This is a genomic window from Pseudomonas lactucae (assembly GCF_036688725.1).
Taxonomy (GTDB): domain Bacteria; phylum Pseudomonadota; class Gammaproteobacteria; order Pseudomonadales; family Pseudomonadaceae; genus Aquipseudomonas; species Aquipseudomonas lactucae.
Window position 1 is genome coordinate 1 of sequence record NZ_JAQQPT010000039.1, and the last position, 18,086, is coordinate 18,086.

Below are 18,086 nucleotides of genomic sequence, written 5' to 3' on the forward strand. Positions count from 1 at the left end.
GTTCTCTCCGGTTCTCTCCGGTTCTCTCCGGTTCTCTCCGGTTCTCTCCGGTTCTCTCCGGTTCTCTCCGGTTCTCTCCGGTTCTCTAAGGTTCTCTAAGGTTCTCTAAGGTTCTCTAAGGTTCTCTAAGGTTCGTGCTAGCCTATTGACAAGCAGTGCCTATACCAATAAAATAAATCCTTAGGATTTATTTTATTGGTAGATCATATTGGCAAGGCTGCATTGCTCGCGCACAAAGGCTTTGCTTGACATTAGAGCCTGTGCCGTGTATACGTCCTTAGGACGTATACACGGCACAGGTTGATACGTCGGAGTAAAAATGATTTTTATCGAAGAGGCTTTAACGTCGTGGGTTCTTGAGGATTATCCTTATTCTGTTATTACTAAGGAAAAAATAGCTCTCCAGATTTTCAAGTTCTATCTGGATAAAAGTTATAAGGGCGAGCGAATCCAACAAATTCGCAAGCAATACGCTGCTCCTAAGGACTATGAAAATAATATCCACAAACTTCAGCGATCAGGCGTGCTAAGCCCAATTGAGGCTGAGTACAGTCCCTTCCTGGCAAGTCAGCTCCAAGAGTGTTATGTGATCAAGGGGAAGCGTGAGTACACTCCGCAGGAAACCTTATGTGCTCTCTATCCATACGGCTATATATCGCATTTAAGCGCGATGGAGTGGCATGGGCTGACCGATAAAATCCCTGTAGATATTTACTATACGACATGTTCACCTGCTGATTGGCGTCATCGTGCAGTAGAGCAGGTTGATATAGATGACACTCATTTGTTCGATCTAAGAAACTTTACGGCTAAATATCCTAGGAATATAAAACTTGATGGGAGGCCGGTAGTTATTAGCAGCGAGACACATTATGTGGAGCCTCTAGAAGTTAGCGGGTCGCCACTTAGGATTTCCACAATTGGAAAAACGTTTATCGACATGTTGAGGGATCCCTCAAAAAGTGGAGGTGAGGAGCATGTTCTGGAGATTTTTTTGGAACATGGAAAAAAATACTCTTCATTGATAATCTCGGCGCTTGAAAAATATGGCCGGAAAATAGATCGGGCTCGAACCGGTTTTGTGCTGGACAAAATGGTCGGCATAAAAAGTTCAAAGCTCGAAGTTCTTCGTTTAGAGTCAAGCAAAACCCGAGGTAGTTCTAAGGTACTAAGCCCGAATAGGCCGTTTGCATCGGAATACGATGAAGATTGGTCATTATCTTTGAATGTGGATATGGCAAAAAAATATGGAAATGGAAATTGAACAATGGGTTAAAGCGGCCCCTCTGGATCAAAGAGGCATCCGGCAGGCAACTCACCTGATATTGAAGGCAATATCTGGAAGCGATGAGCTAAGCGCTAGGATGGTTATGAAAGGAGGTGCCCTCTTAGGGTTGAGATATAAAAGTAGTAGATACACAACGGACATAGATTTTTCTACGGAGTTGCGACTGTCTGAAATTAGCCTTGAGGAGTTTATAGGGGAATTTAATGATTCGCTTGATGTCGCAGAAGCAGAACTGGCTTATGGCATGAAGTGTAAGTTACAGTCATACAAAATCCAACCTAAGGCGGAGGGTACTTTTCCAACAGTGAAGTTGAAAGTGGCTTATGCCTATAAAAACGATCAAGCTCAAATGAAGAGATTGGAGAATAAAGGGGGCACAAATTTAATAAGTATTGACTATAGTTTTAATGAGAAAACTTACAATTGCGAAATTTTGGAAGTCGATGATGGGCAGCTAAAGGTTTATGGTATTTTTGATTTGCTTGCTGAAAAGTATAGGTCGATACTCCAGCAAGTTGTAAGAGAAAGGAATCGCGAGCAAGATATATATGATGTGAATTACCTGCTCACTACTATTGAAGAGCCAACGGATGATGATAGATATAAAATCCTTGATTCGTTGCTTCGAAAGAGTGTGGGGAAGGATTTAGATAAGTTTCTAAACGCAGCGGGACTTGACGATCCTCGTATTAAGGAGAGGTCGTTCGAGCGGTACGGTGACTTGCAGGCAACTGTCAAGGTGCTCCCGGATTTTGAAGAGTCGTATAAACGGATATCGGACTTCTATAAGAGCCTGCCTTGGGAGCTCTTTGGAAAATGATAGTTTCCGAGATTTGTGGTAAAGGTGGGCGTCTTGAGAATTTAGATTGCGTTATTGAATTTCAAGGTCAAGATGGCTTTCATGCAGTTTTGGTCGTTGATGCGTATGGTTGTAGGCAGCATGACGTTGAGCGTTTTGCAGCTCAAATGAAAGGGTTTTCTATAAATGGAATTTCCTCCGCAAGTGAATTGCTAGGACGAATTAATGTTGACTTCTGTATAAAGATGTCCGTTGTTTGCATAGCAAAAATCGATGGAGGTTTGTCTCTAAGTAACTTGGGAGATTGTAGAGCTTACTCTGAATATGGGGAGCTATTGACGTTAGATCACACTAGCGCGTGGGATGATCTGACAGCTCTCGGTATAGAATCAACCAGAGTAGCTGAATTGGTCAAGAAACATCCTGCAAGACGCGTGTTGAATAAGTTCTTAAAATTTCCCGAACCCGTACATGCTGCGCAAGGAGTTATATTAAATGCATGCAAGGAAGGTAAATATTTATTATGTAGCGATGGTTTCTGGGAGCACTTAAATCAATCAGCTCTCATGGATTTGATGTCGGGTGTTCTTTCGATTGAAGATTTTTCTAATAATCTTACTGGTGCTTCAGATAATTATACGGCATGCATAGTTAGTTTTGATTTTGACATAAAATAAAGCTCGGTTTATGTGTTGTCAGTACTGTGGGGATTAGGTAATTAGGCATGTTTGCGCTGTTCTGTGGTTGCTTGTTCATGCGGAGAACCTTGGTATGCCCGAAACAACCTGTTTCTCGCAGGCTGCTTCGGGGAAGGTCTAATTTAAGCGGCCAACAGGTCAAGTAGACTGTGCTGATGTGAGCGATCTGCGAGTTCTTGCCAGGTCCAGCTTCCAAAGCGCTCGCCCTGTTCAGGGATATCTAGCTTCATCAATGCAACCGGGTCTCGATTAATCAGGTTGCGTGCAGCCCACAACTTACCGCCAGTTTCCAGCAGCGCTTTCGCGGCCTCGTTCCACTTTTCTTCTAACACCGTGTTTGCCAGATGTGCTGCTTCTTTTTCAATCTTGGCATGTTCTTTTTGCGCCTCCGTGATGTGCTGATCAATCGTTACCAGCTCTTGTTCCAGCGCGGTGATCAGCAGTTGTTGACGACGATGATGCTCAACCGCAATCGTGAGGTTTTTTGCTGCCTTTTGAGCTTCCGCATTAGCGGCTTTCTCACCTTCCACATCGCCCCAAGCGACAGCCTGCGCATAGGCGGTCGCTGCATTCGTCTCAGCTTGTCGAGCTTTTGCCATGTCTTCCTGATCGCTCTGGCGGACCTGCTGCAGCCGGGTCTCGATGCTGCTGCTCTTTTCGTTGAGTTCCATCTCGTCGGCTTTCCAGTTCGCCATATCGCTGAGATAGCCGGCAGCCAAGCTCTCACGGTTCGCCAATGTCTCAATGCGGTCAATCTTCTGGTTCAGTATGCTGATCTCGAGATTTCGCGAGTCGATACGTCTTTTGTGATCGTTGATTTCATCCTGCACTGCCCGTTGACGGCCTTGCTGGATAACCTCCGGGCTTTCCAGCGCTTCTTCGAAGGGCGCCAGGTCGCGCTGAATGTTCTCCATTTCGAGGGTCAGTGTGTCGCGGCGGTCTTTCAGTTCTTGGATAGTGTTCATCTGAATTGTCTCTGGGTACTGCGGTTGATAGGGATGGTTGTCGAATGGCTGGCGAGGCCGGTAATGAGCCGGCGCTACCTCGGTCAGCAGGCATGCCGTCAGGCAGCCCCGGCCTCGCTCTTTTCCGTGCCTGGAATCGTCTTCACGATGTAGCAGCGTTGCTGACCCAGACCGGGTAACCGAACTAGACTCGACGCCTTGCCGTCGCTGGACGGCTCCAGCACGCCTCGTTGCAGCAGCTCCTTGTTCACTGCACTGATGTTCATGCCCTTGAAGATTTCGGCCCTCCAGGCTTCCGGCAGTACGTAGTAGGTGTTGGTGGTGTGCAGGGCGTCGCCCATGCCGTGTTCCAGGGTCTTGCGAAAGCCCAGTCGATCAATTGTGCGTGGGCCGTGCTCATCGATCTTGGCGGCGGCAGATTCCCAGCGGGTAAAGCGGCTTTCTCCAAAGCGCTCGATGACCTGTCTCAGTCGCGCCAAAATCGCATCGCCCTCGAAATTACCGGCGCCGCCGCGTTCGGCCAGCCAAGCATGCAGGCAAACCCGTGCAGCAGTCGTGGCCGTACCGTCAGGCCAACCGGTGACCCCGAAGGCGGTGGCCAACTCTCCGGCCGCTGCTGCCAGGCCAAAGCGAAGTGCTGCACGCTGTGCTTGACCACTAGCTGAAGCGGGCAAGTTTTGGGTTATGAACTGTTCAACCGTGCGGCGAACGATCACCGACCATCTGAGCATTTCTCCAGGCGCACACAGCGCGTTTAGGAAGGCGGTGAGGGGCGTGCCGTAGTATTTGCCTACACGGGCCTTGAGCGCATCGGAGAGGGCGGCTGCGTCTTCAAAATCGTTCAGCACATCGAACATGCCGAGGCCCTTGCTGGCATCCGCTGGCACCGCAAGCATGCGCACCTCCATGCCCGCTTTCAGCTCCTTGTTTGCATCCGCCATGTGCTGCGCCAATGTCTTCTCGCCGGTAGAGAGAAACAGCAAGCGCCACTCCTGTACCTGTCGGCCCGCTTGTCCTCGATCATTCGCCCGGGCCTTACCGGTGCCGTTACCGAGCATGTAAACCGTCTCGCCAATAATGCGTGGGTCACACATGCCAATTTCATCCAGCACCAGGAGTCCGTCTGAATGGGCGGCTGCGATGGACTCCAGGGCGTTATCTGTCGAGCGCCACGAACGCACCAGGCGCGGCCCGCCATAAACCGATGCGGCAACTTGCAGATGGGTAGTCTTGCCCCCGGAACTGTCGCCGTAGAGATGAAACCCGCCCGACTCATGTCCCAGCAGGTTCAACAGAGGCCCTGCAAAGGCCACAGAGACGACAAATGCCAAGCGATGGTTACCAACGCATAGAGCGCCGATTTGTTGCTGCCATTGCTCCAGAGAACCCGCCTCGCTGATCGGCGGCAACTGTGCGCCGGCCTCATAAAAATGCAGATGTTCGGCGTGCGAACCAATCTGTTGTTCGGGCAATAGAAACGCCTTGTCGTGCCAACCCAAGCGCGTCACCAAGCGTGCGCGCTGGGCGCTGTCGAAGCCACCGAGGTAACTCTGCAGGTCATTGCGTGCGTTGCGTCCAGATCGGCTTCCCGCGAGGCGCAGGCCCATGTCTACCAGTGGACCGAGTACGTCCTTGCCGAAGTCGCCAGTCATGGTTCGGGCCGGAATGTTCCAGCGCTTTTTGGCGCCGTCCGGGTCATCGAACTCGACCAACAAACCCCAGTTGTGGCCCTTGTCGTCGCGAGTACGGGCGATGATTTCGAGAGGCGAGCACACAGGACGCGCCTCGCCATCATCGCCGGAATAAAACACCCCTTCAGACGTCAGGCGAAAGCCGCCCGGCAATAGGTCATTTTTCGATTTCGCGGGGCGTTTGGCGGGCGCCTTGGCTTTCTTTTCTTGAGGTTCAGTTGGCTCAGCGGCACTGCCGAAAAACTCACCGCTGCGCACCAGCTCGGCGACGTGGGCAGCTGTCCAGCCTTTGGCTAACGCATCCGCTGCATCGTCGCCGTCTGCCCATTTTCCACCCTTGATGAGCGTGGGCTCTCCGCCTTTGCTGCTGGGCTTGAGCTTGAACACGTCGAGCGAGATTCGTTGGACTGACGCGGCGCCCAGCTCAACCAGCTTCAGCTCAATGGCGTCCATGCAGGCCTTGCCGCTGGCATCGTTATCCGGCCAGAGCACCACCGTGCGCCGTTTGAGTGGTGTCAGGTCGGCCTTGTGCCAAGAGTTGGAGCCGTTCGGCCAGCAGGTGGCGACGTAGTCGGGCATCAGTTCAGCGGCAGCGTCAGCGGCTTTTTCACCCTCACACAACACCACAGGCGCGTCGGTGTGCTGTGCCAGTTCATCCAGGCGTAGCAGAGGCCGAGGCTCGGGCAATCCTTGCCAGCGCCATTGTGTGGTTTGTCCATCGGAGCGCTTGCACCAGGTCAACGGCGCAAAGACCTTTCGTGGTTTGCCGTCTTCATCGGGGCCCAAGTCGAAGCGATACAACGCCATGACCGGTTGGCCCTGCGCATCGCGATAGATCCACACCTTGGACGGGGCGCCGTGTTGCCGGTGTTTGGCCGGGCACTTGTTCATGGCCTCGGCCGGGATCGGTTGAATCGCGATCCACTCTGGTGTTGCGCACTTGGCCGGGGCGGTTTTGGCGGTCGCTGAGCCAGCGGAAACACTGAGCAGATCCGCCAGCTTTTTGCAGGCTTCAACGTCCGTGCCGCCGTCGATGTAACGCACCAGGTCGATCAGGTCGCCGCCCTTATCGCCGGTGGCAAAATCCGCCCAGGTGCCTTTGCTCAAATTGACCTTGAGTGAGCCCGCACGTTTGTCCGTGCGCGTGGGATTCGGTGCGGTGTATTCCTTGCCGCCATCAACACGTTTGCCGTTTGGCAGCCAGTGAGCAAGCACGCGGTCGATGTTCTTCAGGGCTGCGCTTTTTACGTCGGCAAAGCTGGGGCGTTTTGAAGTGTTGCCGGTGCGCTGAGTCATGGTGCTGTCCTCGACTCAAGCAACGCCTCGTTCACGTCGTCGATCAGCGCTTTGGCCATCTCGCTGAGGTAGAACACAGGCCAACTAAAACGCTCGCCCGCATCGCTGTTGGCGGCGTCGAGGATCAGTTGATTGGCGTGGTGCAGAATTTGGGAGACGGCTTCAAGTGCGTATTCCAGCGGGATACCGGCATTCACCCGAAACAGGTTTTGGCCGTTACCGTTGGCAGGGAAAAACTCGAAGCGTCCACGCGTGCTGGAGTGGGTCACAGTGCACCGCCTTTCTGACTCATCGGCACAGAGGAGGCATCACCGTACATGGTGAGTGTTTTGATCAAACCCAAGGTGCCGCGCACGTCCCAAATAACGGACGACAGCACGCGGTTGGAGAGCAGGGGTTTATCCCCGTCTAAGTGGTCTTCCAGCAGCATGAGAACGGAGTCGGCACGGTCGAGCGCACAGGTGATGGCGTCGATAGGCAGACCTGCTTCGGCGTCTTGGCTGACGCAGAGGAGATCCTCGGGCAGTGCAAAGCCTGGGAGCATGCTCATTTGGCACCCCCTACGGCTTCCAGCGCTCTCGCCTTGGACATATGGGCGTTGTAACGGGAAAGGCGTGTAGCGAGGCTGGAGTTGGCGTGTAAAGCGGCGAGAGCCATTGCTCGATGAGCAGCGGCGCGAATTTTGGACGGATTGATGGCGTGCATGTGTGGAGCTCCCATATCTTTTTGAGAGCTGCCACGATCCTTCCTACGGGATTGGGTGGCAGCTATGTGCGGGGTAGGAATACCGGAGATACAGGAACCCGGCCAGGCCGAAGCCTGCCCGCACACAGCCGCCATGACACTTGATTGCAGGCGAAAAAAAACGCCTGCAATTGTGAATTGGGCGCTGGTGCGCCTGTACCTTTGCGGGTTCCTACACCCGGTCGCTGAATTTGCAGCGACGACCAGAGAGTAACGTCCGTTTTTTGAAAGTGCAACTGTGTGCATCGCTTGCGGATTTTTTCGATGCGGCATAAATTGATCAGGCATGTAGATTTACCTCAACGCCTCCGGTTGCCGCCGGGGGCGTTTTTGTTTCAGGCATGGATTTCCCAGCGCAGGGAGACAAAAGGCAACAGGTCGCCTTCGAGGCAGGCGCGCGCGTCCTCGTAGGCGTCGATTTGTTGGCCTTCGTCGACGATGATTGCTTCGGGGGCCTGGCAGGGAACTGATAATGCGCACCAGATGCCATCTCTCCATCGCATCACCATCACGTCCCGATTCAGGCGTTTTTGCTCTGTGCGATAACGTTCAAAACGCTGCATACCGCGTGATGAGAATCCGACTGTTCTGAGTACAGAAAAGGGCTGCAAAATGGCGTTGTTGGCTGCTCGATTTTTCATGCCGCCACCCTGTCGCGATCCGCAATTCGGGCACGCGTCCAATCTAAAACTTCAGCAAGTACCCATGCGACGGGAGCACTACGGGCGTTACTAGCGCTAAGTTTTACTGGCAGTGGGAAGCTGCTATTTGCTTGCTGCATTAGTTTGTAAATCGTTGGGCGCGCTAGCCCAACTATGGCCATTACTTCCGGCATGCGGATCAGAATTGCTGAAGGATCTGCGGCAAAATGACTGGTTCGCTTGGCGTTCAGATCGCTTGTTTCGTAAAAGCGGATTTCGGTGGGATTTGCGGACTTGCAGTTATGATCGTTCATGGATAACCCCTGGTTATGGATACAGGGGTATCTATCTATACATTTATCTAGATGAAGAAAACTACTTTTCCCCTAGACCGGCCAATGTGTAGTCAATATGGGGGCAACGCAGGGTGAACGCGGGGGTTTAGTAATTGCGCAGTTAGCACTGGTCGATCAGGTGGCAGGCGTCAGCGACCGGTCCACGGCGGAGATGATAAAGCGGTTGCGCTGAGAGAGATTTGAGCAGGCAGCTGCTTAGCGCCGAATGCAATACGTTTAAGCGATCAGTCATTGCCAAGTGTCTCAGGCGCTGTGTAATCGAAAACCCCACGCCCTGCGCTTGAAGGGCGGAGCCAGCGAAGGTCGCTTGGTAGGCTCGGGCGAAAAACGCCCGCCCGCAGCACGTGAGCGCTGACTTTTGCGTTACACGTTGGTGCTGCGTTACATCGGATGTACGCTATGTCGCTCAACTGTGTAACGGGCGTGAAGGCCAATGAATCCGGGTACTCGGCGAGTGGCGTTACACGAGTAACACCCGTTACACCGGTTTTGGAGGGAGGTGGGTATGTGCTCTCATACTGCCTTTCCAAATTGGCCCTGCACTACATTTCCACTCACTAAGGCATCTAGGTGATCGGCGTACCACTGCATCATCACTCTACGTTGAGGCAGGTACACCGCTTTGTTATAGACCCCGGCAATACCCTCCTTTGCATGAGAGAGTTGGGCCTCAATGTGATTCTCATCGAAACCCTGCTCATTGAGTATGGTGCTCGCGATGTGACGAAAGCCGTGGCCTGTTTGCCGACCGGCATATCCCAGTCTGCGAAGCGCCATTAAAAAGACGGTGTTACTACGGGGGATTGTCCTGTCTTTCCTGCCTGGAAATAGGAGAGGGTACGCGCCTGTAAGTGTTCGTAACTCAGTGAGTGCTTCGACCGCCTGTCGAGAGAGGGGCACCACATGTTCGCGACGACGTTTCATTCGCTCGGCTGGGATCGTCCATAGCTTTTTGGAGAGATCGATTTCTGACCAGCGTGCTTCTCGGATCTCGCTCGGGCGCGATGCCAATAAGGAAAGCAAGCGAAGCCCTATACGAACGTCCTTTGAGTGAGGGTAGGAGTTGATCGCTCGAAGTAGCGCAGGCAGTTCTTCAATCGAAACGTGTGCATAGTTTTCAGCGCTACGTGATTGCAGGAATTTGCTGAGACCTTCAAGGGGGTTGTGGACGGCTCGTCCTGTTACGCGGGCCAGGTCATAGATCTCTTTGCAAAAGGCACGAACTCGGCCCATTTGTTCAATGATCCCCTTCTGCTCCATGCCACGTAGAAACTCCATCCACTCCAGAGGCAATATTTCTGTGTACACCCGCTTGCCGAAGACAGGGAACACATGAAGCTCCAGCGCTCCCAGTACTCGTCGAGACGTACCTGCTTCCCAGCTTGTGCGTCTGGCTTCAAACCACTCACGGCCTAACGCCTCAAAACTGTTGTTGGCAGCAACCTGGTCGGCAACCTTGCGAGCTTGCTTGCTCACCAATGGATTTTTGCCGGTCGATGCGTCTTCCCGCAGTTGAGCTGCTTTCTGTCTTGCCAATGAGCCACTGATATCGGGGTAGCCGCCGAGGCCCAGCCACGACCATTTCCCGTCTGGCTTTTTGTAGCGCAGCTCCCACGATTTTTGCCCGTTAGGTTTCACCCGGAAGTACAGGCCATTCCCATCCTGCTCACGATACGTAGCGTTCTCCGGCTCCAGGCCGGCAAGTGTGGTGTCTGCTAAGGGGCGGCGTTTGATTTCAGTGCGCTTCACTTCATGTATGCCTCCAGTTATAGGAATCTCAAAGCATACACGTGGGCATACACGGCGGGAAGTTATAGGGGTAGACAGGGATGGATAGCCAGAAACAAGAAAGCCCGCACGGGGCGGGCTTCTTTGGGCGTTTCGTATACTGTCTGAGACAGCCCGAGACTGCTATATGGTGCACCCGGCGGGATTCGAACCCACGACCCCTGCCTTCGGAGGGCAGTACTCTATCCAGCTGAGCTACGGATGCTTGTGCGGGCGACATCATACCCATGTCGACCATGGGCGTCCATTCTGGCGTTTTGGCCACCAACGCTAGGCTGTTTCCGGTAAAAGATAGCTAATAGCCATCTTCTTTCACAACTGATTGTGCCGTACGTCCCTTTGTTTGCTTTGCTCTTGTGGCTTTAGAACCGCTTCAACGCCGCAATTCCCCAGGTGAACGCATGCATTCCAAAGGAACCGTGATGCTCGATCTCCCGTTGAGACAAACCCTGCTCGCTCGCTCCGATTTGTTTCGGGGTATGCCGGAGCACCTTTTGCGTTACGTCGCCACCCATATGGTGGAGCGCACGCTGGATGATCGTGAACTCCTCTATTTCAAGGACGACACTCTCGAATTTATCGCGTTGGTGGTGGAGGGCCGGATTTACTCGGTGGTGCACGGCCCGGACGGTCGGGAGCAGATCATCGGCAGTTCGGGCGTTGGGCAGGTCGTGGGGGAGACGGCATTGATCAAGGACCATGGCCGCGAATCTTCGACCTTTGCCAGTGGCCCGACGCGCTTGCTGCAACTGGGAAGTCGACACTTTGCGCTGTTGTTTGAAGAACCGGTATTTCTGCGGCGCCTGTTGATGCTGATGATGGTGCGTTTGCTGCATGCCATCGAGTTGCTGGAGTTGGTGTGTCTGTATCGCTTGGAGTCGCGACTGGCGCGGTTTTTGTTGGCGAATATGGGCGATATTGACCTGGCCCTAACCCTGCCCAGCGTGTCGTTACCCGCCAGCCAGGGGGTGTTGGCGTCGATGCTCAACACCAGTCGGCCCAAGCTCAATGTTCAATTGCAATTATGGCGCCGCAACGGCGTGATCAGCGGCAATCTGGAGCGGATGGTGATCAACGATCTGGAGCATTTGCGCCGCAAGGCATTTGCCTTGAATTAGTCGCTGCGATGTTCCCCAGGTAACAGCGTCCCCTTGTCGAGTCCTCGCAGACTGACCCTTCATCAAGGATGCACAGGAGTGCTTGCGATGGGGATGACTGTTCAGTTCAAGGATCAATGGGGCGCTGATGACCGCTTGTTCGAAGCGAGTTGGCGCGCAGTTTACACCGAGCTCAAGTGCCGCGCGTTGCGGCGTGCCAAGGGCAATCTGGACCCGGCGCAGGAGTGGTTATCGGCCACGGCCATCAAGGCGCTGCTGTTTTTTCGGCGTTCTCCGGAGCGCATTCGCGACCCCGAAGGTTTTTTGTTTCTGGTGCTTGAGCATGTGTTTCTCGACAGTCTGCGGCGCAGTAAGCGCCAGGGGCGGCTGTTCGATGACTCCATCGATCTTGAGCACGATCACCTGGCCGCACTCGCCGCCCCCTGCGCGTCGGTGCTGGAGCGGGTGGAGTGGTATGAGCGCCTTGAACAGATCGAGGCGCAGGTAGCGCAGTTGCCGATTGTGCAGCAGCGTTTGTTCGAGATGCGCTTTATCGACGACCTGCCGTATCCGCAAATTGCCGCCGAACTGCAGGTCAAGCTGCCGCTAGTGCGCAAACGTGTACAACTGCTGCGCAGCGCCTTGCGCTGAATGTGATTCACAGACGCCGGCGTGGGGCGTTCTAGTTGTATGAGCGCGTCACGCCGCCACCATCCACGCCCATGCCGGGGTGAATGCCATCAAGGAGAGATGTATGACAGAGGTCAATAGCCAGATCACCGACGCGGTAACCCAAACCAACGTCAAGGTGGTGGCGGAGGCGCCGGCCCAGGCCATCGCGTCGCTGTACCAGGTGGCCAGCAGCGCGGCGGGCCTGTCGTTGCAGAACGCGGTCAACAGCCAGCAGGCAATGAACCAGATTTCCAACGCCGTGATCTCCAAGGCTGTGGCGCTGATCATGCAGATTGGCGAAAAAGGCTGAGGCCTGAGGGAATTTGATCATGTGGCCATTCAACAGCAATAAAAAACCCGACGATGCGCCGACACCTGCAACCTCCACGTCCACACCCTCCGCGCCTGCCCGGCCTTCCGTCATGGAGATGATGAACAAGCATCTGATGACCCAGGCGAGCACGCCCTCGTCCGACAGCACGGCGGCCCTCAACAGTCAGATTGTGCAGGCCGTGCAATTTACGAATGCGCAGAACTTTGCCTATGCCCCGGCGCAGATTGCAGTGCCGGCCGACATGATGATCAGCCAGGCGGCGGGGCTGGTGGCGCAGGCGGCGGCAGGGTATTTCGATGGGGTCAGCAAGATCGCGCTGGCGGCCCAGGCCGTGCTGCTGCAGCAAATGACCGAGAACATCGTCAAGGACAACCTGCCGGCTGCCGCCGAGGACGCGCTGGGCGCGTTGGCCACCGACTTGCTGGTGGGCGCCGCTGCCGCCGTGGCCGCCGCCGCCGGGGCGATGGAAGCCGAGGCGGCCAGCGTGGCCATCGACAAGATCGACCAGAGCATCGCCAAGTACGCCGACACCTTGGCTAACCGGGCCGCGCCAGCGGCCTGAACCGAGCACAGCGTTCCAGAGTTCTTCTGGAGCGGTGCAACAGCAACTTGAAAGCAACTTTTCTTAAGTGAGGAGCGACATCATGCAGCCTGGAGATATTGTTTTTTCAGTGGCACAAGTGGACGACAAGCTGTCCACCAGCATTCCCCGTGCATTCATTCAGGCGGGGCAATGGCTTAAAGCCAAGATTTTCGGAACCGGCGATCCCAATGTGCCGGTGGTGCACGCGGCCATTGCCATCGACGCCACCCATGTTGTGGAAAGTGTTGGCGGTGGCATTCAAGTCACCGACCTGACCACTGAGGCTGTACCTCGCGGGGCCATGGTGTTCACGTGCAAGAACGCCAAGCTCGCCGGGGCTGCCGCCTATGCCGCCGACCAGTTTTATGGCGATGTGGCCAGCAAGGACATCTCGGGTCGATACAGCAAGTGGAATGCAATGCTGTCGATTTTCAAGCTGTCGAGCTATGAGCCCGGTCTTATGGCGCGTATCAATGAATCGGTGTCAATCGGCAATGCCGCGTTCTGCTCGCAATTTGTGGCCAACGCCTATGAGGTAGGCAGCCTTTACACGAGTGCCAACCTGGTGCCGGTCCCGGCGCCGATCTTCGATACACGTGCCACCGTCATGACACCGTGGGAGCTCGCCTCAAGTTGCGACAACGACGATAACTTCTATTTCGCCGGTTTTTGGCAGGACAATAATGAGGTGCGGCTTTAGCGGCGCCAGCGCGCCCTTGCGCCCGAAACCTGAAGCCGCTCAGCCATTGCCCCCGCCAGTCTTGTCCGGCGCTGACCGTCAACGGCTGGAGGCATTGCTGCGCAACCCGCAGATATTCGCCGGAACGCCGCAAGCCATCGTCGACGAAACCCTCAAGCGCGCAACTCAGGTGCTTGAACAGTCGAAAGCCAACGAGCAGGCGCTCATGACGGCTGCCAAGCAGCGTGAGGCCGCATTGCGCCAAGTGCTGGATGGCGTGGCGCCGGATCATGATGCGCAACGCAAGGAGGTGCAGGGCCTGATCGCGGCACTGATCAAGCAGATTGAAGCGGCCCTGGCCCAGGCCGGCAAATCCTGAACGCTTGGGCTTCACAGCCGCCGTTTCGCAACGTTCATTCATGAACACGGAATGCACCGTGTACTCAATAAGGAAATTAATCATGGCATCTGTCAGCGAACAAATTACCGACGCGGTCACCCAGACCAACGTCAAAGTAGTCGCCGAATCGCCCGCGATGGCGATGAGTACCATCTACCAATCGATGGCGCAGGCCACGGCGATTCTGTTTCAGAACGCTGTGTCGGCGCAGCAGCAGCAAAACACCTTGGCCCAGGCGGCCACCAACCAGGGCGTGATGCAGATCTACAGCGTCGATACCACCGCGGGCGCGGCGGCCACCGAAAAAGTCGCCCAGGGCGGCGTGTCGGATAACCTCACCAGCCTGTTGACCGTGCTCAAGTCCTTCCAGTCTTAAGCACTGAGCGATAACGGATGTTGTTCTTTTTCAAACCAGGAGTTTCAACCATGAGCACAGTCAGCCCGCAAATCACCGACGCCGTCACCCAGACCAACGTCAAGGTCGTAGCCGAATCGCCCGCGATGGCCATGAGCACGATCTACCAATCCATGGGCCAGGCCACTGCGATCCTGTTCCAGAACTCGGTCTCGGCCCAGCAACAGCAAAACACCCTGGCACAGGCGGCCACCAACCAGGGCGTGATGCAGATCTACAGCGTTGACACCACGGCAGGCGCCGCCGCCACCGAAAAAGTCGCCCAGGGCGGCGTGGCCGACAACCTGACCAGTCTGTTGACCATCCTCAAATCGTTCCAATCGTAAATCGCAACATCCCGACACCCCCGGTGCCCACCAGGCGCCGGGGGTGTCGTCGTTTATGCGCTTGATCCGAAACACCCGCGAAATGCGCCGTTTTCGTTCTTTTTTTCGAACAGACTATTGCCCTGTACCCCCATTGATCCTAGGATTCGTTTGAGATTTCAAACGCTCTGTCTCCCGTGCGCGCTGTATTGATCTTGCGCACCGAGGCTGATTTCCCTGACGGCAGCCCACAAGGCGCCTTTCAACAACTCTAATTCGCTCCGCGTGCGCGCGGTGCTGTTAAGGAAAGCCGACATGCAGCTCAAAGATTCCCAGTTGTTCCGCCAACAAGCCTTTATCGATGGCGCTTGGGTCGATGCGGACAATGGTCAGACCATCAAGGTCAATAACCCGGCCACGGGCGAGATTCTCGGCACCGTGCCGAAGATGGGCGCCGCGGAAACCCGCCGTGCCATCGAAGCCGCCGACAAGGCGCTGCCGGCCTGGCGCGCACTGACTGCCAAGGAGCGCGCCAACAAGCTGCGCCGTTGGTTCGAACTGCTGATCGAAAACCAGGACGATCTTGGTCGCCTGATGACCCTCGAACAAGGCAAGCCGCTGGCTGAAGCCAAGGGCGAAATTGTCTACGCCGCGTCCTTTATCGAGTGGTTCGCCGAAGAGGCCAAGCGCATCTACGGTGATGTGATTCCCGGCCACCAGCCCGACAAGCGCCTGATCGTGATCAAGCAGCCGATCGGCGTGACTGCTGCGATCACCCCGTGGAACTTCCCCGCTGCGATGATCACCCGTAAAGCCGGCCCGGCCCTGGCCGCCGGTTGCACCATGGTGATCAAGCCAGCCTCGCAAACCCCGTTCTCGGCCCTGGCCCTGGTTGAGCTGGCGCACCGTGCCGGTATCCCCAAAGGCGTGCTGAGCGTGGTCACCGGCAGTGCCGGCGACATCGGCGGCGAGCTGACCAGCAACCCGATCGTGCGTAAGTTGTCCTTCACCGGCTCGACCGAAATCGGTCGCCAGTTGATGGCCGAATGCGCCAAGGACATCAAGAAAGTTTCCCTGGAACTGGGCGGCAACGCGCCGTTCATCGTGTTCGACGACGCCGACCTGGATAAGGCCGTCGAGGGCGCGATCATTTCCAAGTACCGCAACAACGGCCAGACCTGCGTCTGCGCCAACCGTCTGTACATCCAGGATTCGGTGTACGACGCGTTCGCCGAGAAGCTGAAAGTCGCGGTGGCCAAGCTCAAGATCGGCAACGGTCTGGAAGACGGCACCACCACCGGCCCGTTGATCGACGAGAAAGCCGTGGCCAAGGTTCAGGAGCACATCGCCGATGCGCTGAGCAAAGGCGCTACGCTGCTGGCCGGTGGCAAGGTGATGGAAGGCAACTTCTTCGAACCGACTATCCTCACCAACGTGCCGAAGAACGCTGCAGTCGCCAAGGAAGAAACCTTTGGCCCACTGGCGCCGCTGTTCCGTTTCAAAGACGAAGCCGAAGTGATCGCGATGTCCAACGACACCGAGTTCGGCCTGGCCTCGTACTTCTATGCGCGTGACCTGGGCCGTGTCTTCCGTGTGGCCGAAGCCCTGGAATACGGCATGGTCGGCGTCAACACCGGGTTGATCTCCAACGAAGTGGCGCCGTTCGGCGGCATCAAGGCTTCGGGCCTGGGCCGTGAAGGTTCCAAGTACGGGATCGAGGATTACCTGGAAATCAAATACCTCTGCCTGGGCATCTAAGCCCCGGTTTGGCATGGCTGTAAACGCAACGGGCACGAGAGCGCTGACCCGTTGTGTGTTTCACCCTGTTATTCGTAGTGGCCGGGAACGCTGTGGCAGTCGATCATCGCATGCTGTCGCAGTTGCCTCCCCGCCACGTATTCCTTGAACCACGCCACCCGATGAGTGGCGAATGAGGACTTTATGAGCAAGACCAACGCTTCCCTGATGAAACGCCGCGAAGCCGCTGTACCGCGCGGTGTTGGCCAGATTCACCCGATCTTCGCCGAATCCGCGAAGAACGCCACCGTGACCGACGTTGAAGGTCGTGAGTTCATCGACTTCGCCGGCGGTATCGCCGTGCTGAACACCGGCCACGTGCACCCGAAAATCATCGCGGCCGTGACCGAGCAACTGAACAAGCTGACTCACACCTGCTTCCAGGTACTGGCCTACGAGCCTTACGTGGAACTGTGCGAGAAAATCAACGCCAAGGTCCCGGGTGATTTCGCCAAGAAAACCCTGCTGGTCACCACCGGTTCCGAAGCCGTCGAAAACGCCGTGAAGATCGCCCGTGCCGCCACGGGTCGTGCCGGCGTTATCGCCTTCACCGGTGCCTATCACGGCCGCACCATGATGACCCTGGGCCTCACCGGCAAAGTCGTGCCTTACTCGGCCGGCATGGGCCTGATGCCAGGCGGTATCTTCCGCGCGCTGTACCCGAACGAACTGCACGGCGTGAGCGACGACGACGCCATCGCCAGCATCGAACGCATCTTCAAGAACGATGCCGAGCCGCGTGATATCGCTGCGATCATCATCGAGCCGGTACAGGGCGAAGGCGGTTTCTACGTCGCGCCCAAGTCCTTCATGAAGCGCCTGCGCGAACTGTGCGACAAGCACGGCATCCTGCTGATCGCCGACGAAGTGCAAACCGGTGCCGGCCGTACCGGGACCTTCTTCGCCATGGAACAGATGGGCGTCAGCGCCGACCTGACCACCTTCGCCAAGTCCATCGCCGGCGGCTTCCCACTGGCCGGTGTGTGCGGCAAGGCTGAATACATGGACGCCATTGCCCCAGGTGGCCTGGGCGGCACCTACGCCGGTAGCCCGATCGCCTGCGCCGCTGCGCTGGCGGTGATGGAAGTTTTCGAGGAAGAGCACCTGCTGGACCGCTGCAAGGCGGTTGGCGAGCGTCTGGTCACCGGCCTCAAGGCCATCCAGGCCAAGTACCCGGTGATCGGCGAAGTGCGTGCCCTGGGCGCGATGATCGCGCTCGAGCTGTTCGAAGATGGCGACAGCCACAAGCCAAACGCGGCGGCGGTTGCCTCCGTGGTGGCCAAGGCGCGTGACAAGGGTCTGATCCTGCTGTCGTGCGGTACCTACGGCAACGTGTTGCGCGTACTGGTGCCGCTGACCTCGCCGGACGAGCAGCTGGACAAAGGCTTGGCGATCATCGAAGAGTGCTTCTCCGAGCTGTAAGCGGACGTAGACCTGATCGACACAAAAAACCCGCCTCGCCAGGCTGTGTGAAAACCTAGCAATCTGCGCAGCGCTCGAAGAAAATGCTCCGTATCGAAAGATACGGAGCATTTTTC

The 18,086-nt window shown here is 56.0% G+C and carries 20 protein-coding genes and 1 tRNA gene; 13 read left to right on the forward strand and 8 right to left on the reverse strand.

Annotated elements, in window-relative coordinates; genetic code table 11:
* The first annotated feature begins 319 nt into the window (after positions 1–319).
* Genes V6M90_RS29755 through V6M90_RS29765 form a run of 3 tightly spaced genes read left to right on the forward strand, consistent with a single transcriptional unit; the run spans position 320 to position 2,764 of the window.
* Positions 320–1,264, forward strand: coding sequence for a type IV toxin-antitoxin system AbiEi family antitoxin domain-containing protein (locus tag V6M90_RS29755; protein WP_332847645.1), 945 nt, complete (start codon positions 320–322; stop codon positions 1,262–1,264).
* The gene (locus V6M90_RS29760; protein ID WP_332847646.1) at positions 1,248–2,108 is read left to right on the forward strand and encodes a nucleotidyl transferase AbiEii/AbiGii toxin family protein; all 861 of its coding nucleotides are present in this window, start codon (positions 1,248–1,250) and stop codon (positions 2,106–2,108) included. The genes V6M90_RS29755 and V6M90_RS29760 overlap by 17 nt, the downstream gene beginning before the upstream one ends.
* Entirely contained in the window at positions 2,087–2,764 is a 678-nt protein-coding gene (locus V6M90_RS29765) for a hypothetical protein (protein ID WP_332847647.1), read from the forward strand. The genes V6M90_RS29760 and V6M90_RS29765 overlap by 22 nt, the downstream gene beginning before the upstream one ends.
* 143 nt (positions 2,765–2,907) lie before the next feature.
* Here the strand turns inward: V6M90_RS29765 and V6M90_RS29770 are convergent, their stop codons facing one another.
* From V6M90_RS29770 to V6M90_RS29805, 8 genes are all read right to left on the reverse strand, one after another.
* Entirely contained in the window at positions 2,908–3,750 is an 843-nt protein-coding gene (locus V6M90_RS29770; protein WP_332847648.1) for a chromosome segregation protein SMC, read from the reverse strand.
* A gap of 98 nt (positions 3,751–3,848) precedes the next feature.
* On the reverse strand, positions 3,849–6,737 hold the full coding sequence (locus V6M90_RS29775) for a DUF927 domain-containing protein (RefSeq protein ID WP_332847649.1): 2,889 nt from the start codon (positions 6,735–6,737) through the stop codon (positions 3,849–3,851).
* On the reverse strand, positions 6,734–7,006 hold the full coding sequence (locus V6M90_RS29780; protein WP_332847650.1) for a DUF3077 domain-containing protein: 273 nt from the start codon (positions 7,004–7,006) through the stop codon (positions 6,734–6,736). The genes V6M90_RS29775 and V6M90_RS29780 overlap by 4 nt, the downstream gene beginning before the upstream one ends.
* A complete protein-coding gene (locus tag V6M90_RS29785; RefSeq protein ID WP_305432132.1) occupies positions 7,003–7,287 on the reverse strand; it encodes a hypothetical protein in 285 nt (94 codons plus the stop codon). Before V6M90_RS29785 ends, V6M90_RS29780 begins: the two co-directional genes overlap by 4 nt.
* A 529-nt stretch (positions 7,288–7,816) precedes the next feature.
* Positions 7,817–8,122: a hypothetical protein gene (locus V6M90_RS29790; protein WP_332847651.1), complete on the reverse strand. Its 306-nt coding sequence runs from the start codon at positions 8,120–8,122 to the stop codon at positions 7,817–7,819.
* Positions 8,119–8,436, reverse strand: coding sequence for a helix-turn-helix transcriptional regulator (locus tag V6M90_RS29795; protein WP_332847652.1), 318 nt, complete (start codon positions 8,434–8,436; stop codon positions 8,119–8,121). The genes V6M90_RS29790 and V6M90_RS29795 overlap by 4 nt, the downstream gene beginning before the upstream one ends.
* A gap of 555 nt (positions 8,437–8,991) precedes the next feature.
* Positions 8,992–10,227: a tyrosine-type recombinase/integrase gene (locus tag V6M90_RS29800; RefSeq protein ID WP_332847653.1), complete on the reverse strand. Its 1,236-nt coding sequence runs from the start codon at positions 10,225–10,227 to the stop codon at positions 8,992–8,994.
* A gap of 167 nt (positions 10,228–10,394) precedes the next feature.
* A tRNA-Arg gene (locus tag V6M90_RS29805) sits at positions 10,395–10,471 on the reverse strand.
* 196 nt (positions 10,472–10,667) lie between these two features.
* On the opposite strand from V6M90_RS29805, the gene V6M90_RS29810 reads away from it, so the two are divergent.
* The 10 genes from V6M90_RS29810 to gabT all read left to right on the forward strand — a co-directional run bounded on the left by V6M90_RS29810 (position 10,668) and on the right by gabT (position 17,970).
* Positions 10,668–11,384, forward strand: a complete 717-nt coding sequence (locus V6M90_RS29810) for a Crp/Fnr family transcriptional regulator (protein WP_078822844.1) — start codon at positions 10,668–10,670, stop codon at positions 11,382–11,384.
* An 87-nt stretch (positions 11,385–11,471) separates the two neighbouring features.
* Entirely contained in the window at positions 11,472–12,014 is a 543-nt protein-coding gene (locus V6M90_RS29815) for an RNA polymerase sigma factor (RefSeq protein ID WP_305428218.1), read from the forward strand.
* Positions 12,015–12,117: 103 nt separating this feature from the next.
* On the forward strand, positions 12,118–12,345 hold the full coding sequence (locus tag V6M90_RS29820) for a RebB family R body protein (protein WP_003187543.1): 228 nt from the start codon (positions 12,118–12,120) through the stop codon (positions 12,343–12,345).
* Positions 12,346–12,364: 19 nt separating this feature from the next.
* Positions 12,365–12,931, forward strand: coding sequence for a hypothetical protein (locus V6M90_RS29825; RefSeq protein ID WP_332847654.1), 567 nt, complete (start codon positions 12,365–12,367; stop codon positions 12,929–12,931).
* Positions 12,932–13,013: 82 nt separating this feature from the next.
* Positions 13,014–13,652: a hypothetical protein gene (locus V6M90_RS29830; protein ID WP_305428219.1), complete on the forward strand. Its 639-nt coding sequence runs from the start codon at positions 13,014–13,016 to the stop codon at positions 13,650–13,652.
* Positions 13,653–13,668: 16 nt separating this feature from the next.
* A complete protein-coding gene (locus tag V6M90_RS29835) occupies positions 13,669–14,010 on the forward strand; it encodes a hypothetical protein (RefSeq protein WP_332847655.1) in 342 nt (113 codons plus the stop codon).
* A gap of 82 nt (positions 14,011–14,092) precedes the next feature.
* Positions 14,093–14,407: a RebB family R body protein gene (locus V6M90_RS29840; RefSeq protein ID WP_078731053.1), complete on the forward strand. Its 315-nt coding sequence runs from the start codon at positions 14,093–14,095 to the stop codon at positions 14,405–14,407.
* Positions 14,408–14,457: 50 nt separating this feature from the next.
* On the forward strand, positions 14,458–14,772 hold the full coding sequence (locus tag V6M90_RS29845) for a RebB family R body protein (RefSeq protein ID WP_078731054.1): 315 nt from the start codon (positions 14,458–14,460) through the stop codon (positions 14,770–14,772).
* Positions 14,773–15,066: 294 nt separating this feature from the next.
* A complete protein-coding gene (gene gabD, locus V6M90_RS29850) occupies positions 15,067–16,509 on the forward strand; it encodes an NADP-dependent succinate-semialdehyde dehydrogenase (protein ID WP_078822846.1) in 1,443 nt (480 codons plus the stop codon).
* A gap of 183 nt (positions 16,510–16,692) precedes the next feature.
* On the forward strand, positions 16,693–17,970 hold the full coding sequence (gene gabT, locus V6M90_RS29855; RefSeq protein WP_003170951.1) for a 4-aminobutyrate--2-oxoglutarate transaminase: 1,278 nt from the start codon (positions 16,693–16,695) through the stop codon (positions 17,968–17,970).
* Positions 17,971–18,086: the final 116 nt, after the last annotated feature.

Coding starts and splice junctions, on each gene's coding strand:
- V6M90_RS29755 (WP_332847645.1), top strand. CDS start 320: ATGATTTTTATCGAAGAGGCTTTAACGTCGTGGGTTCTTGAGGATTAT.
- V6M90_RS29760 (WP_332847646.1), top strand. CDS start 1,248: ATGGAAATGGAAATTGAACAATGGGTTAAAGCGGCCCCTCTGGATCAA.
- V6M90_RS29770 (WP_332847648.1), bottom strand. CDS start 3,750: ATGAACACTATCCAAGAACTGAAAGACCGCCGCGACACACTGACCCTC.
- V6M90_RS29775 (WP_332847649.1), bottom strand. CDS start 6,737: ATGACTCAGCGCACCGGCAACACTTCAAAACGCCCCAGCTTTGCCGAC.
- V6M90_RS29785 (WP_305432132.1), bottom strand. CDS start 7,287: ATGAGCATGCTCCCAGGCTTTGCACTGCCCGAGGATCTCCTCTGCGTC.
- V6M90_RS29790 (WP_332847651.1), bottom strand. CDS start 8,122: ATGAAAAATCGAGCAGCCAACAACGCCATTTTGCAGCCCTTTTCTGTA.
- V6M90_RS29795 (WP_332847652.1), bottom strand. CDS start 8,436: ATGAACGATCATAACTGCAAGTCCGCAAATCCCACCGAAATCCGCTTT.
- V6M90_RS29810 (WP_078822844.1), top strand. CDS start 10,668: ATGCATTCCAAAGGAACCGTGATGCTCGATCTCCCGTTGAGACAAACC.
- V6M90_RS29815 (WP_305428218.1), top strand. CDS start 11,472: ATGGGGATGACTGTTCAGTTCAAGGATCAATGGGGCGCTGATGACCGC.
- V6M90_RS29820 (WP_003187543.1), top strand. CDS start 12,118: ATGACAGAGGTCAATAGCCAGATCACCGACGCGGTAACCCAAACCAAC.
- V6M90_RS29825 (WP_332847654.1), top strand. CDS start 12,365: ATGTGGCCATTCAACAGCAATAAAAAACCCGACGATGCGCCGACACCT.
- V6M90_RS29830 (WP_305428219.1), top strand. CDS start 13,014: ATGCAGCCTGGAGATATTGTTTTTTCAGTGGCACAAGTGGACGACAAG.
- V6M90_RS29840 (WP_078731053.1), top strand. CDS start 14,093: ATGGCATCTGTCAGCGAACAAATTACCGACGCGGTCACCCAGACCAAC.
- V6M90_RS29845 (WP_078731054.1), top strand. CDS start 14,458: ATGAGCACAGTCAGCCCGCAAATCACCGACGCCGTCACCCAGACCAAC.
- gabD (WP_078822846.1), top strand. CDS start 15,067: ATGCAGCTCAAAGATTCCCAGTTGTTCCGCCAACAAGCCTTTATCGAT.
- gabT (WP_003170951.1), top strand. CDS start 16,693: ATGAGCAAGACCAACGCTTCCCTGATGAAACGCCGCGAAGCCGCTGTA.